At 67.2% G+C, this 13,631-nt stretch carries 12 protein-coding genes and 1 pseudogene; 7 read left to right on the top strand and 6 right to left on the bottom strand.

Going from position 1 to position 13,631, the window contains the following annotated elements:
• Positions 1-3: 3 nt before the first annotated feature.
• A complete protein-coding gene (locus ACOYR4_RS16665) occupies positions 4-765 on the top strand; it encodes an ABC transporter permease (protein WP_056640850.1) in 762 nt (253 codons plus the stop codon).
• Positions 766-825: 60 nt separating this feature from the next.
• Here ACOYR4_RS16665 and ACOYR4_RS16670 read toward each other — a convergent pair whose 3' ends face one another.
• Positions 826-2,169: a branched-chain amino acid ABC transporter substrate-binding protein gene (locus ACOYR4_RS16670; RefSeq protein ID WP_422847366.1), complete on the bottom strand. Its 1,344-nt coding sequence runs from the start codon at positions 2,167-2,169 to the stop codon at positions 826-828.
• Between the two features lie 92 nt (positions 2,170-2,261).
• Here ACOYR4_RS16670 and ACOYR4_RS16675 point away from each other — a divergent pair, with 92 nt between their 5' ends.
• Positions 2,262-2,660: an Hsp20/alpha crystallin family protein gene (locus tag ACOYR4_RS16675; RefSeq protein ID WP_121942370.1), complete on the top strand. Its 399-nt coding sequence runs from the start codon at positions 2,262-2,264 to the stop codon at positions 2,658-2,660.
• A gap of 156 nt (positions 2,661-2,816) precedes the next feature.
• On the opposite strand, the gene ACOYR4_RS16680 is transcribed toward ACOYR4_RS16675, so the two are convergent.
• The 5 genes from ACOYR4_RS16680 to ACOYR4_RS16700 form a co-directional block, all read right to left on the bottom strand.
• Positions 2,817-4,016, bottom strand: a complete 1,200-nt coding sequence (locus ACOYR4_RS16680) for an ABC transporter permease (protein ID WP_422847367.1) — start codon at positions 4,014-4,016, stop codon at positions 2,817-2,819.
• Positions 4,016-4,813, bottom strand: a complete 798-nt coding sequence (locus ACOYR4_RS16685) for an ABC transporter ATP-binding protein (RefSeq protein ID WP_422847368.1) — start codon at positions 4,811-4,813, stop codon at positions 4,016-4,018. The genes ACOYR4_RS16680 and ACOYR4_RS16685 overlap by 1 nt, the downstream gene beginning before the upstream one ends.
• Positions 4,810-6,207 (bottom strand): efflux RND transporter periplasmic adaptor subunit, encoded by a 1,398-nt coding sequence (locus ACOYR4_RS16690; protein WP_422847369.1) that lies wholly within the window; start codon positions 6,205-6,207, stop codon positions 4,810-4,812. Before ACOYR4_RS16690 ends, ACOYR4_RS16685 begins: the two co-directional genes overlap by 4 nt.
• 44 nt (positions 6,208-6,251) lie before the next feature.
• Positions 6,252-7,562 (bottom strand): efflux transporter outer membrane subunit, encoded by a 1,311-nt coding sequence (locus ACOYR4_RS16695; protein ID WP_422849679.1) that lies wholly within the window; start codon positions 7,560-7,562, stop codon positions 6,252-6,254.
• A 350-nt stretch (positions 7,563-7,912) separates the two neighbouring features.
• Positions 7,913-8,908 (bottom strand): helix-turn-helix domain-containing protein, encoded by a 996-nt coding sequence (locus tag ACOYR4_RS16700; RefSeq protein WP_422847370.1) that lies wholly within the window; start codon positions 8,906-8,908, stop codon positions 7,913-7,915.
• A 219-nt stretch (positions 8,909-9,127) separates the two neighbouring features.
• Between ACOYR4_RS16700 and ACOYR4_RS16705 the strand changes: the two are divergent.
• The 5 genes and pseudogenes from ACOYR4_RS16705 to ACOYR4_RS16725 all read left to right on the top strand — a co-directional run bounded on the left by ACOYR4_RS16705 (position 9,128) and on the right by ACOYR4_RS16725 (position 13,611).
• Positions 9,128-10,335, top strand: a pseudogene (locus ACOYR4_RS16705) (amino acid ABC transporter substrate-binding protein).
• A 4-nt stretch (positions 10,336-10,339) separates the two neighbouring features.
• The gene (locus tag ACOYR4_RS16710) at positions 10,340-11,218 is read left to right on the top strand and encodes a branched-chain amino acid ABC transporter permease (protein WP_060986563.1); all 879 of its coding nucleotides are present in this window, start codon (positions 10,340-10,342) and stop codon (positions 11,216-11,218) included.
• Positions 11,215-12,150 carry a branched-chain amino acid ABC transporter permease gene (locus ACOYR4_RS16715; RefSeq protein ID WP_422847371.1) on the top strand — a complete coding sequence of 312 codons (936 nt, stop codon included), beginning with the start codon at positions 11,215-11,217 and terminating at the stop codon, positions 12,148-12,150. Before ACOYR4_RS16710 ends, ACOYR4_RS16715 begins: the two co-directional genes overlap by 4 nt.
• Complete coding sequence (locus ACOYR4_RS16720) at positions 12,143-12,904, top strand: ABC transporter ATP-binding protein (RefSeq protein WP_015015139.1); 762 nt, start codon at positions 12,143-12,145, stop codon at positions 12,902-12,904. Before ACOYR4_RS16715 ends, ACOYR4_RS16720 begins: the two co-directional genes overlap by 8 nt.
• Positions 12,901-13,611, top strand: coding sequence for an ABC transporter ATP-binding protein (locus ACOYR4_RS16725; protein WP_422847372.1), 711 nt, complete (start codon positions 12,901-12,903; stop codon positions 13,609-13,611). The genes ACOYR4_RS16720 and ACOYR4_RS16725 overlap by 4 nt, the downstream gene beginning before the upstream one ends.
• Positions 13,612-13,631 lie beyond the last annotated feature (20 nt).

Consider the following 13,631-nt stretch of genomic DNA (forward strand, 5'->3'; position numbering starts at 1 on the left):
GGTGTGAACCTGCATGGCGTGCGCGCCATCTACCGCTTTGAAATGAACCGTGCCTTCCGCACCTGGATGCAGAGCCTCATTGCACCCGTGCTGACTACCGCGCTGTACTTCATCGTCTTCGGCTCCGCCATCGGCTCGCGCATGGGTGACATCGGCGGGGTGAGCTATGGCGCCTACATCATCCCCGGCCTGCTCATGCTGTCGCTGCTCTCCGAGAGCATCTCCAACTCGGCCTTCGGTATCTACATGCCCAAATGGTCGGGCACCATCTACGAACTGCTGAGCGCGCCGGTCAACTGGGTGGAGGTGCTGCTGGGCTACGTGGGCGCGGCAGCCAGCAAGTCGCTGCTGGTGTCGGTGCTCATCCTGTCCACCGCCCGGGTGTTTGTTCCGTACGAGGTGGCGCACCCCGTGTGGATGGTGGGCTTTTTGGTGCTCACTGCCGTCACGTTCTGCCTGTTCGGCTTCCTCATTGGCCTGTGGGCGGACAGCTTTCAAAAGCTGCAGGTCATCCCGCTGCTGGTGATCACGCCGCTTACCTTTCTGGGCGGGGCGTTTTACAGCATCAGCATGCTGCCACCGTTCTGGCAGACCGTCTCGTTGTTCAACCCGGTGGTCTATCTCATCAGCGGGCTGCGGTGGGCGTTCTATGGCCATGCCGACGTGCACATTGCGGTGAGCACCAGCATGACGCTGGTGTTCATGGCCCTGTGTCTCACCGTGGTGTGGTGGGTGTTCAAGACCGGCCACCGCATCCGGCGCTGAGCGCGATCACCTCGGTCGCCCCGACAGCCCGGGGCGGCCCCACGCATCAGTAGCGCAGCATCAATAACGCTGCATCTGGCAACTGTGCGGCTGCTGCGCCTTGGTGGCTGCAATCTGCCGCACCACGCGGAAGCCGTAGCCCGAGCCTTCCACGTCGAACTTCACGCCGGGCGCGCCTTTCTTGTCCATCACGCCCACCGCCAGCGCCTGCTGGAACTGGTGGTCGGCCGCGCGCATCGTGCCGCCCTGGCCGGCCAGCTGCACGTTGGCCGACTCCATCTGGCGAGCAACCGCCACCACATCGGTGCTGCCCGCACGCTCGATCGACTGCGCGAGCGCCTCCACCATCAGCTGCATGCGCATGTGCACATAGTCATCCTGCGGCTTGGGAAAGCGTGTGCGGAAGGACTGGTAGAACGCCTCGCTCTGCGCGCCCGGCACATTGGGCAGCCAGTCGGCCACGGCCACTACCTTGCCAATGCCTGCGTCGCCAATGGCGGCGGGCGCACCCAGCGCGTTGCCGTAGAAGGTGTAGAAGCTGCCCTCGTAGCCCACGTCCCGCGCGGCCTTGACCAGCAGCGTGAGGTCGTTGCCCCAGTTGCCAGTGACCACGGCCTGCGCGCCGCTGCTCTTGATCTTGACGGCGTAAGGCGCAAAGTCCTTCACGCGGCCGATGGGGTGCAGCTCTTCGCCCACCACCGCCACATCGGGGCGCTGGGCGGCCAGCTGCTTCTTCGCCTCGCGCAGCACGGCCTGGCCAAAGCTGTAGTCCTGGCCGATGAGGTACACGCTCTTCAAGGCCTTGTCCTCGCGCATCACCTCCATCAGCGCTGCCATGCGCATGTCGGCATGGGCATCAAAGCGGAAGTGCCAGAAGCTGCACTTCTCGTTGGTGAGGATGGGGTCCACCGCCGAGTAGTTGAGGAACAGCACGCGCTTGTTCGGCTCGCGCTCGTTGTGCTTGTTGATGGCCTCGATCAACACGGCGGCCGTGGACGACGAATTGCCCTGCAGGATGACCTGCGCACCATCGTCGATCGCGGCGCGCAGCGCGGACAGGGCCTCTTCGTTCTGGCCCTTGCTGTCGTAGCGCTCCAGCACCAGCGGGCGGGGACCGCCACTGCTGGCAGGCAGCTGCACGCCGCCGCGCGCGTTCACACGCTCCATGGCCCAGTAGATGTTGCGGTACACGGCCTCGCCGGTGTTGGCGAACGGGCCCGAGAGGCTTTCGATGAGTGCCAGCTTGACCGGCTTGGCCTGGGCCACGGCGGCAGGGGCTGGGGCCTGCGCCTGCGCGGCAGGCGCCAACGCCACGGCGCCTGCAAGAGCCACTGCGGCTGCCCAAACGGTGTGACGTAATGCCGCAGCGCCTGATTTCAAGCCCACAGATTGCAATTTATTCATGGCATTTTTCCCTTGAAATGCGGCGTGGCCGCACACAACTCTCTGCCATGCGGCGACCACGTCGAGAGCCGCGCAGTGTATAGGAGTTACCCATGATCTTCGCCCCCGTGATCCGCCGCGCCGCTTATGCCCAAGCCCCCCGTTCCGCCGACCTGGCACTGCAACGTTTTCTGATGGGCGCTCTGGCGCAGCCTGCATCCGCAGCGGCAGCACCCGCCGGCGGCTGCACCGTGACGCAGGACGAAAAGGCCACCACCCTGCAGCTGGACGTGCCCGGCCTGGCGCGCGAGCAGCTCTCGATCAGCATTGAGGGCCAGGTGGTGCAGGTGCAAAGCGTGGAAGGCGCACCGCGCAAGGTGCAGCGTGCATGGGAGCTGCCCACCGAGATCGATGCCAGCGCCAGCACCGCCAAGCTGGAAAACGGCGTGTTGACCCTGACGCTGGTCCGCCTGGAGCCCGTGAGCAAGGCCACCACGCTGACCATTCACTGAAGCCAGCCGCTCCCAAGGCGATGGCGCATGACGGCCATCGCTATATTTTCAATAGCAATCAAGGCATGATGCACTAGCGCTTCATGCCTTTTTTGCTTGTTTTTTCTTCCAGGGCACCCGGTCAGACGCCATTCGGCAGCCAGCCCACGGCCTTGCTCACTCGTGCCGTAGCGCATCGATGGGGTCCATGCGTGCCGCGCGCCGCGCCGGGAAGTAGCCAAACACCACACCGATCCCGGCCGAAAACACAAACGACAGCAGGTTCACGCCAGGGTTGAACAGGTAGGGCACCCCCATCAGCCCCGATAGCGCCAGGGACGCGCCCGTGGCCAGCACGATGCCGATGAGCCCACCCAGCGCGGCCAGCACCACGGCCTCAATCAGGAACTGCAGCAACACCTCGCGCTCCAGCGCGCCAATGGCCAGGCGCAGGCCAATCTCGCGCGTGCGCTCGGTCACGCTCACCAGCATGATGTTCATGATGCCGCCCACCAGCAGGCTCACGGCTGCCACGGCGCCCAGCAGCGTGGTCAACACCTTGGTAGTGCCCGAGAGCGTGTCGGCCAGCTGCTTGGTGTCGAGCACGTTGAAGTTGTCTTCGTCCGAGTCCGACAGCTTGCGCAGCTCGCGCAGCAACTGCGTGAGGCTGGCCTTCACCCGCTCGGGGTCGCTGCCGTCCTTCATCGACACCAGCAGCGTGTTCACCCGCGTGTTGCCCGTCACGCGGCGCTGCAGCGTGCGCAGGGGCACCAGCACGGTGTCGTCCTGGTCGTTGCCAAACGCGCCCTGCCCTTTGGACGCGAGCACACCCACCACCTCGCACGAAAACGCCTTCACGCGCAGCTGGCCGCCCACGGCATCGGCGGTACCAAACAGCTCGCGCCGCACGGTCTCGCCGATCAGGCAGACGGCGGCACCCGCGCGCAATTCGGCGTCGGTAAAGACGCGGCCAGTGCGCACCGTCCAATTGCCGGTCTCCAGCCAGGCGTTGGTGCTGCCGATCACGCTGGTCGTCCAGTTGCGCCCGCCCACCACCGCCGTGGCGGCGGCACGCGCCTCGGGCGCCACGGCCAGGATGCCGCCGATCTGCTGCGCGATCATGTCGGCATCGGTGTCCTTGAAGGCCGGGGCGCCGGTGCCACCGCCGGGCCCCATGCGCTGGCCGGGGCGTACCTGCAGCAGGTTGGTGCCCAGGCCCGATATCTGGTTCTGGATGGCCAGGGTGGCGCCGTTGCCCAGCGTGACCATGGTGATCACCGCGCTCACGCCGATCACGATGCCCAGGATGGTGAGGAAAGAGCGCATCAGGTTGCGCCGGATGGAACGCAACGCCAGCAGCAGGGTGTTGAGCAACATCAGTGGCCTCCTGCATCCGAACTGCTGACCACAGCCGCTGCGTTCGATGCGTTCGATGCCTTCGATACCGCATCCTCGTCCAGCCCCTTGGGGTGTGGGTTGGCCGCATCGCTGTCCACCACGCCATCGACAAACCGCACGATGCGCCGCGCGTACTGCGCCATGTCGGGCTCGTGCGTGACCATCAGCACGGTGATGCCGTGATCGGCGTTCAGGCGCCACAGCAGCTCCATGATCTCGATGCTGCGCTGCGTATCGAGGTTACCGGTGGGCTCATCGGCCAGCAGCACATCGGGCTCGGTGACTATGGCCCGCGCAATGGCCACGCGCTGCTGCTGCCCGCCCGACAGCTCAGCAGGCGTGTGGTGCTCCCAGCCCTTGAGGCCCACCGCATCCAGCGCGCGCGCCGCCGCCGCATGACGTGCTGCAGCGGCCTCGCCCCGGTACAGCAGGGGCAGCTCCACGTTCTCCTGCGCCGAGGTGCGCGCCAGCAGGTTGAAGCCCTGGAACACAAAGCCAAAGTAGCGCCGACGCAGCCGCGCCCGCTCGTCGCGCGAGAGCGATTCCACATGTACGCCTTTGAACAGATACTCGCCCGTGGTGGGCCGGTCCAGGCAGCCCAGCGTGTTCATGGCGGTGGACTTGCCCGAGCCGCTGGGGCCCATGATGGCCACAAAGTCGCCCTGTGCAATGTCGAGGTCCACGCCCTTGAGCGCCTGAAAAGCCAGCGCCCCTTCGCCATAGACCTTGGTCACGCCACGCAGGCGGATGAGGGGAGGGTCGCCCGCCACGCTCATGGCTTGGCCCCTGCCGTGCGCTGGTCGGTGATCACGGCCATGCCGGGGGTCAGGCCCTCGCCGCTGACCTCGGTATGGCGGCCGTCACTGATGCCCACCTGCACGGTCACAGGCTTGGCAGCGCCGTCTTGCAGCACCCACACCTGGCGCGTCTTGCCCGCACCATCGCCTGCCTCTGCACCTGCACCCGGCTTGCGTGGACCCGAGCCCGAGCGTGGCATGCGCGGCATGAGCTGCGACATGATGCCGCCACCACTGCCGCTGCCCGACGCGGCAGGCTTGGTAACACCCGCTCCGGGCTTCACATCGGCCCCTGCGGCCTGAGCGGGCGTGAAGCGCAGCGCCGTGTTGGGCACCAGCAGCACGTCCTTGCGCTCGGTGGAGGTGATGGTGGCCGCCGCCGTCATGCCGGGGCGCAGGCTCATGTCGCTGTTGTTCACCTCCAGCCAGGTGATGTAGGTGACCACGTTGTCCGTCTTGGTGGAGCCAAACGAGACGCGCGTGACCTGGGCCGGGTAGCGGCGCGAGGGATAGGCGCTGACCGTGAAGCTCGCGTCCTGCCCCACCTTGACCGAGCCCACGTCGGCTTCGTCCACGCTCACATCCAGCCGCAGCCGCGTGAGGTCTTCGGCCACGGTGAACAGCGTCACAGCCTGCAGCGATGCGGCCACCGCGTTGCCGGGCTCCACCGACCGGGTGAGAACCACGCCGTCGATGGGCGAGCGGATGGAGGCCTTGGACAGATTGGTCTCGTCGGTGGACAGCGCCGCACGGGCGTCTTCCTCCGTGGCACGCGCGCTGGTTTCGTCGGCGCGGGCGCGGTCCAGCGTGGCGCGGCCTGCGTCCAGCTCGGAGGCCGAGGGCACCTTGCCGCCGGACAGGCGGGCCACTTCTTCGAGCCGGCCCAGGTTGGCAATAGCCTCCTTGGTGGTGGCCACGGCCTGGGCCAGGCGGGCCTGCGCCGATGCCAGCGAGGCACGCGAGCGCAGCACTTGCGATTCGAGCTTGGCAGTGTCCAGCTCTACCAGCAGCTGCCCCTTCTTGACCTTGTCGTTCACATCCACCAGCACATTGCGCACGGTGCCTGACAACTCGCTGCCGATGGTGACCGAGCGCGTAGGCTGCAGCGTGCCGTTGGCCGACACGGTGAGGGTGAGGTTGCCCCGGCGCAACTCTTCGGTGACGTAGGTGGGTGCGGTGCTGGCGCTCTGGCGCGATTGCCAGGCATACAAGCCACCACCCACTATGACAAGCGCCGCCACTCCCAGCCACACGGTGGTGCGCTGCCACCAGCGGCGGGGCCGGTCAGCGCCCAGCAAGGCGCTCAGGTCAGCGGGGGCCGCCTTGGCGGTCGTGGAGGCGGTAGAAGTCACGGAGGGTTCGGTATGGGGCATGGGACGTGATTCAGAAAATGGGGGCAAGCAACGGGGCGACCAGATTACGGGGCCGGCTGCCAGCCGCCCCCCAGCGCCTTGTAGAGGCGCACATGGTCCGCCGCGACAGCAGCGGTGGTGGTGGCCACGCTCTCTTGCGTCGAAAGCAGCGTGCGCTGCGTCTCAAGCACCGCCTGAAAATCAATGAGCCCGCTGCTGTAGCGCTGCTGCGCCAGCAAGGCGGCGTTGCGGGCTGCGTCTGCGGCAGCGGTCAGGCGCTCCAGCTTTTCGCGGTCGCCGCGCAGGGCCACCAGCGCGTTCTCCACATCCTGCAGGGCCGTGAGCACGGTGGATTCGTAGGCCACGCGGGCTTGCTCCAGCGCGGCCGACTGCACACGCACCTGCGCGCGGGCGGCGCCTCCGTCGAGCAGCGGGATGGACACGCTGCCCAGCAAGGCGCTGGTCACGGCACTGCCCCCCGACAACGCGCCCAGCGTGAGGGCACGCAGGCCCAGCGAGCCGCCGAGGGAGAAGCTGGGGTAACGCGCCGCATCGGCCTGCGACACACGCGCCAGGGCGGCGGCAATACGCTGCTCGGCAGCGCGCACATCGGGGCGCTGGCGCAAGGTCTCAGCCGGTATCGCCAGGGCCAGCTCTGTGGTCGGTTGCGGTACCGGCGCGCTGGCGGCCAGGGTGGCGTCGAGCGCACCGGGCACCTGCCCCGTCAGCACGGCCAGGCTGTAGCGCGACTGCGCAAGGCTGGCTTCGAGCGAGGGGATCTGCGCGGCGGTCTGCTCGACCGCTGCGCGGGCCTGCTCGGTGACGAGCGAGGTGGTCAGCCCCGCCTGCAGGCGCCACTGCGTGAGCTGCAGGGTCTCCTGCTGGCTGGCCAGGTTGCTGCGCGCAATGGCCAGGCGCTGCTGCAGCCCGCGCAGCTCGATGTAGTTGACGGCCACCTCGGCCGCCAGCGACACCTGCACGTCGGCCAGGCTGGCCTCTGCGGCGCGCGCATCGGCCTCGCTGGCGTTCACGCCACTGCGCAGGCGGCCAAACACATCGGGCTCCCAGCTTGCGTCAAAGCCGGCCTGGAAGGTGTTGCCCGTGCTGTTGCTCGCGCGGCTGCGCTGCGCCGAGGCGGATGCGCCCACGCTGGGCAACAGCCCGGCCGATTGCACATCTACCTGCGCACGCGCCTGCTGCAGCGAAGCCTGGGCAGTGCGCACGCTGGTGTTGGCGCGCAAGGCTTGCTCGACCAGCGTGGTGAGCACTGCATCGTCAAACCGCTGCCACCACTGGGCGAGGGACGTAGCCGTAGCCCCTTGCGCTGTGCCGTTGCCCCCCGCAGACCAGGCCGGGGGAACGGCCACTGCGGGCAATGCGCCATCCGTGGGTGCCAGGCTGGCACACCCGGCGGTGGCCAGCACGCACAACAACAAGGCCGTTTGCCTCCACGGCACAGCACGCAAAGGTCGCGCTGCGCGGGCAGTGGGTGTGCAGGGAGAGGCCAGTGGGAGAAAACGCATGGGCAATGGCTACGCAAGGGAAAACCCCATTGTGAGCAGCGATTGCGCCCACAAGGTACCCACTGGGTCAAGCCTGCGTAAAGAATTGATGCAAGGCAAAGCTCACGCCACTGCATGCCGATGCATTCACATGCGCATGCGTAGAGCGGGTGAGCGTGTTTTACCGCGCAGACGGCCCCACACGCAAGGTGCCGGGGTGCCGCTCAGTGCGCGAGCCGCGATTCGTCACGCAACAGCAACACCGGCGCCAATGCGCGGGCCCGGTATTCGCTGGGGCTGCACCCCACATGCGAGCGGAACGCCCGGCTGAAATGTGCGCTGTTGCTGAAGCCCCAGGACAGCGCAATATCGGTGACCGAGCGCTGCGCGTGCGCCGGGTGGCGCAGGTCGCGCAGGCAGGCCTCCAGGCGGCGGCGCTGGATCATGGCGGCCAGGGTTTCGTCGTCATCGGCCACCGCGTTGTACAGGTGCCGCTTGCTGCAGTTCAGCGCCTGGGCCATGCGGTCGATGGTGAGGTCGGGGTCGCCCAGGTGGCGGTCGATGTACTGGCTAATGCGGTCACGCAGGGCCTCGCGTTGCGACAGCAGGCTCTGCTGGCCATTGCGCTCCAGCAGCGACAGCTGCACCAGGTGCGTGATCACATCGGCCACGCCATCGGCGGCGGCGTCGGACATGGTGGGCAGCTCGGCAAACGCGGCGCGCATGGTGTCCCAGGCCAGCCGCGACACGCCGCTGGTGCCCGAGAAGCGCTGCACCATCAGGTCATCGAGCTTGAGCTTGCGCTCGGGCAGTTGTTCCTTGGGGATCATCAGCACCATCTGGCGCACGGCCTCGGGGTTGCTCACGGCATAGGCGCGTGTGGTGTCGTACACGCTCCATTCACCCGGCGACAACCATACCTGGCGACCGTTCTGCTCGAAGCACGCGCGCCCTTCGAGCTGGGCCACCACCTTGATGTAGGCCCGGTCGCTGCCCCGGATGAGGCTGGGGGTGCGCACCACGCGGTGGCGGCTCACGTCCAGCTGGCACAGGTTCACATAGCCCGCCTGGCCCGAGGTGATGTGGCCAGCAAAGGCATCGTCACCAAACGCGTCGGACTCCAGCCCGCCAATGAGGCGCCACACCGCATCGCCCCACAGGTGCAGGCGGTCGCGCGCAGGCACTGCGTCGGTGGATACCTCGGTCAGGGGATGGGCCATGGTGTCTCCAGTGCGGGTTTCGCAAGCCTGATGGTTATGCAGCTGAATTATCGGACGCCCCGTTACCCCGTGCCACCGAGGGAAATCCGGGTAAACCCGCTGCCGCCTGCACGCTGAGGCAAGCGTTTTGTGCACGCTGAGCGCAGCGCGCTGGGGCCCGTCTCCCTACGATTCTTGGCACGGCGTGCACCACGCACGCCCCACCCGAGGAGACACACAATGACAGCACACCAACCCTCCAAGCGCCACTGGATCAAAGGCGCCGCTGCCACTGTCGGCCCCTGGCCGTGGCCCCGCAGCTGTGGGCCCAGGGCAGCAGCGCAGCCCCCATCCGCATTGGCTATGCCATCGCCCGCACAGGCCCCTGGGCCGCCGGCGCGCAGGTGAGCCAGGAGCCCAACTACCTGCTGTGGGCAGAGCAGGTGAACGCAGCGGGCGGCCTGAGCGTGAAGGGCACCAAGCGCCCCATCGAACTCATCGGCTACGACGACCGCAGCGAGACCGAGACCTGCGTGCGCACCTACGAAAAGCTGATGGGCAGCGACAAGGTGGACCTGATCCTGCCGCCCTGGGGCTCGGGTGCCAACTTCGCCATTGCGCCGCTGGCCAACCGCTTTGGCTACCCGCTGCTGGCGCCCACAGCGTTGTCGCGCAAGCTGATCGACATGAACCTGCCCTACTTCTTCTCGCTGCTGCAGCAGCCCGACAAGATGATGGGCGCGCTGGTGGACATGCTGGTGGCCAACAACGTCAAGACCATTGCCATCGTCTACATGGACGATCTGTTTGGCCTGGAGAACTTTGCCGCGCTGAACAACGCCCTCAAGAAGACCGGCATCCAGGTGCTGGAGCGCAAGAGCTATCCGCTGGGCGTGAAGGACCTGGCCCCCGTGCTGCGCGGCATCAAGGACCAGAACCCCGACGCCTTCATCGGCATCACCTACCCGCCCGACACCATCCTGGCCAGCCGCCAGGCGCGCGAGGTGGGCCTGAACCCCAAGTTCTTCTACGCTTCGGTGGGCACGGCCTTCCAGCTCTACAAGAACGTGATGCAGGCCAACACCGAGGGCGTGATCGGCATGGGCTCGTGGAGCGTGAAGACGAGCCCCGAGGCCAAGGCGTACTTCGACGCCCATGTGAAGAAGTTCAACAAGGAGCCCGACCGCTGGGCCAGCGGCCACTCCTGGGCTGCACTGCAGATCCTGCAGCAGGCCGTGGAAAAGGCGGGCCTGGACCGCAAGGCCCTGCGCGAGCACATCGCCAAGAACGAGTTCAAGACCATCCTGGGCGGCATCCGCTTCCAGGGCAGCGAGAACGCGTCCATCCCCGGCACGGTGAGCCAGTGGCAGGGCAACGACTTCGAAGTCGTGTGGCCCAAAGACCGCGCCACGGCTCAGCTCAACACCAACAAGCCTGCGTGGAAGTAACAAAGTGTCTCTGACTTCCTGGGCCGAACTGGTCGCCAGCGGCCTCATTACCGGAGGCATCTATGCACTGGTGGCCATGGGCCTGAACCTGCAATACGGGCTGATGCGCATCATGAACATCTCGCATGGCGAGTTCCTGATGCTGGGCGCCTTCCTGACTTGGTCGGCGCACACCCTGTGGGGCATCTCGCCGCTGCTGCTGATGCCGCTGGCTTTCATCGCGCTGTTCGCGCTGGGCGTGGTGGTGCATGCGCTGTGCTTCAAGCGCTTGGCCGCGCGCGCACCGAATGTGGACGTGTTCGAGGCGCGCAGCCTGATGGTGGGCTTTGGCCTGATGTTTCTGGTGCAGAACACCGCCCTGTTGATCTGGGGCGGCGACCTGCGCGGGTATGAATACCTGGCCGACCCGGTGCAGATCGCGGGCATGCGCTTCACCGAGAACAAGCTGGTGCTGTTTGGCGTGGCGCTGGCGCTATCCGCAGGTTTGATCGCGCTGCTCAAGCTCACGCTGCTGGGCAAGGCCGTGCGAGCGCTGATGCAGTCGCCCACGGGCGCGCAGCTGGTGGGCATCAACACGCGGCGCCTGCACCCCATGATGTTTGGCATCGGCTTGGGCCTGTCGGGCGTGGCGGGGGCGCTGCTGTCGATGACGTACGAGATTTCGCCGTCGATGGGCGAGCCCTACACCGTCACCGCGCTCATCGTCATCACGCTGGGCGGCTTTGGCAGCCTGGCGGGCAGCCTGGCAGGCGGCCTGCTGCTGGGCGTGGTCGAGGCCCTGGGCATGCACTTCAGCAGCCCGTCTCTCAAGATGCTGCTGAGCTATGCCGTATTCATCGGCGTGCTGATCTGGCGCCCCAACGGACTGTTCTCCAAAAAATGACCGCTCTCTATTCCAACAAGCCCTGGCTGGCGCTGGCTGCGGGGGTGGCGGTGGTCGCCACCCTGCCCTGGCTGGTGTCCGAGTTCATGGCCTCCGTGCTGCTCAGCTGCCTGATGTACATCGCGCTGGCCACCAGCTGGTCGCTGTTCTGCGGCGCCACGCGTTACCTGTCGCTGGCCACCTCGGCCTTCTTTGGTGTGGGTGCGTACACCAGCGCGATGCTGCTGGGCGTGCTGCCCTGGCCGCTGGTTATTCTGAGCGGCGCACTGATTGCCACCGTGGTGGCGGTAGTGATGGGCGCGGCGGTGCTGCACCTGCGCGGCACCTACTTTGCGGTGCTGACGTTCGGCATGACGGAGCTGATCCGCCACGCCGTGACCTTTGTCGAGAAGCAGGTCTCCGGTACCGTGGGGCGCGTGCTCATGGTGGTGCCCAGCAACGAGACGGTGTACCTCACGGTGCTGCTGATTGCCGCGGGCGCAATTGCCACGGCGATTGCCATCCAGCGCAGCCGCTTTGGCCTGGCACTCTCCGGCATTGGCGCCGACGAGCAGCGCGCGCAGACCCTTGGGGTGGACACGCGCCTGGCCAAGATTGCGGGCTTTGGCATCACCGCCGCCTTTGCAGGCGCCGTGGGCGCAGCCATGGCGGTGCGCTGGACGTACATCGAACCCGCAGCCGTGTTCAGCCCCTTCATCGGCTTCCAGACCGTGCTGATCGCGCTGATCGGCGGCGCGACCAGCCTTGGCGGCCCCATCCTGGCGGCCATCGTGTTCAGCCTGCTGGCCGAAACGCTGCGCCTGCAGCTGCCCTACGGCTACATGATGGTGCTGGGCCTGCTGCTGATCCTGTGCGTGATGTACCTGCCCAATGGCCTGGCCACGCTGTGGCAGCGGCGCAAGCCTGCAGCTGCGGAGGCACACCATGGCTGAAGCCCTGTTGACCATCGACGCCGTGACCGTGCGCTTTGGCGGCCTCACGGCCGTGGACGGCGTGAGCGCCACGCTGCACACGGGTGAGCTGATCGGCATCATCGGCCCCAACGGCGCGGGCAAGACCACGTTCTTCAACGCCATCTCGGGCGTGCAGCCGCCCGCCTCGGGCACGCTGGTGAGAGGCACCGACAACCTCACCGGCAAGGGCCCGCACCACTATGCGGCGCACGGCATTGCGCGCACCTTCCAGACACCGCGCGTGTTCCCCGACATGACGGTGCGCGACAACGTGCGCTTTGGCATGCAGTTCGCAGGCCGCCACCGCCAGGGGCCGGAGGGCCTGCGCAGCGAAGGCGAGATCCTGACCATGCTGGGCCTGGCCCACCTGGCCGACCGCTCTGCCGCCGATGTGACGCCGTCACAGCAGCGCCTGCTGGAGATCGGCATGGCCCTGGGCACCCGCCCGCGCCTGCTGCTGCTCGATGAAGTCGCCGCAGGCCTGACGGAAGCAGAGGTTGACGCCATGGCCCAGCGCATCCGCCGCCTGCGCGACGACTGGGGGCTGACGGTGGTGTGGATCGAGCATGCGGTGACCACGCTGCTCAAGTACGTGGAGCGCGTGCTGGTGCTGCACCAGGGCCGCAAGATTGCCGACGGCACGCCCGCCGAGGTGGTGCGCGACCCGCAGGTGATCGAGGCCTATCTGGGTGACGAGATGACCAGCGACACTGCACAAGGAGCCACGGCATGAGCGGCGCACACCTCACCGTGCAGAATCTGACCACGGGCTACCACGGATTTCAGGTGCTGCAAGACCTGTCGCTGCAGGCCGCACCCGGCATCACCGTCATCGTCGGCCCCAACGGCGCGGGCAAGACCACGCTGCTCAAGGCGCTGGCCGGGCTGCTGCCGCGCATGGGCACCGTGGCGCTGGACGGCAGCGACCTGCCCGCGATGAACGCCACCGCCTGCGTGCAGCGCGGCCTGGCCCTGGTGGCCGAGGGCCGCCAGCTCTTCCCGCAAATGACGGTGACCGAGAACCTGGAGCTGGGCGGCTGGCTGGTGCCCTCACGGGTGCGGGCCGAGCGGTTGCACCAGGCGTTCGAAGACTTCCCGCGCCTCAAGGAGCGCGCCACGCAGCTCGCAGGCACCATGAGCGGCGGCGAACAGCAAATGGTGGCCGTGGCCCGCGCGATGATGAGCGGCCCGCGCCTGTTGATGCTGGACGAGCCCTCGCTGGGCCTGGCGCCGCGCATGGTCGATGAGCTGCTGGCCATCGTGCAGCGCATTGCCGCGCAGGGCGTGACAGTGCTCATGGTCGAGCAGAACGTGCGCAAGGCACTGCAGATAGCGCAGCGCGGCTACGTGCTGGAGCGCGGGCGCATCGTGGCGTCTGGCGCGGCCGCTGAACTGCTGCAGTCCGATGTGGTGCGCCAGGCCTATCTCGGCGTGGCGTGAAACCCCTTCCGCCCCCTTTT

The organism is Acidovorax sp. M14 (assembly GCF_049331375.1).
GTDB lineage: Bacteria > Pseudomonadota > Gammaproteobacteria > Burkholderiales > Burkholderiaceae_C > Acidovorax.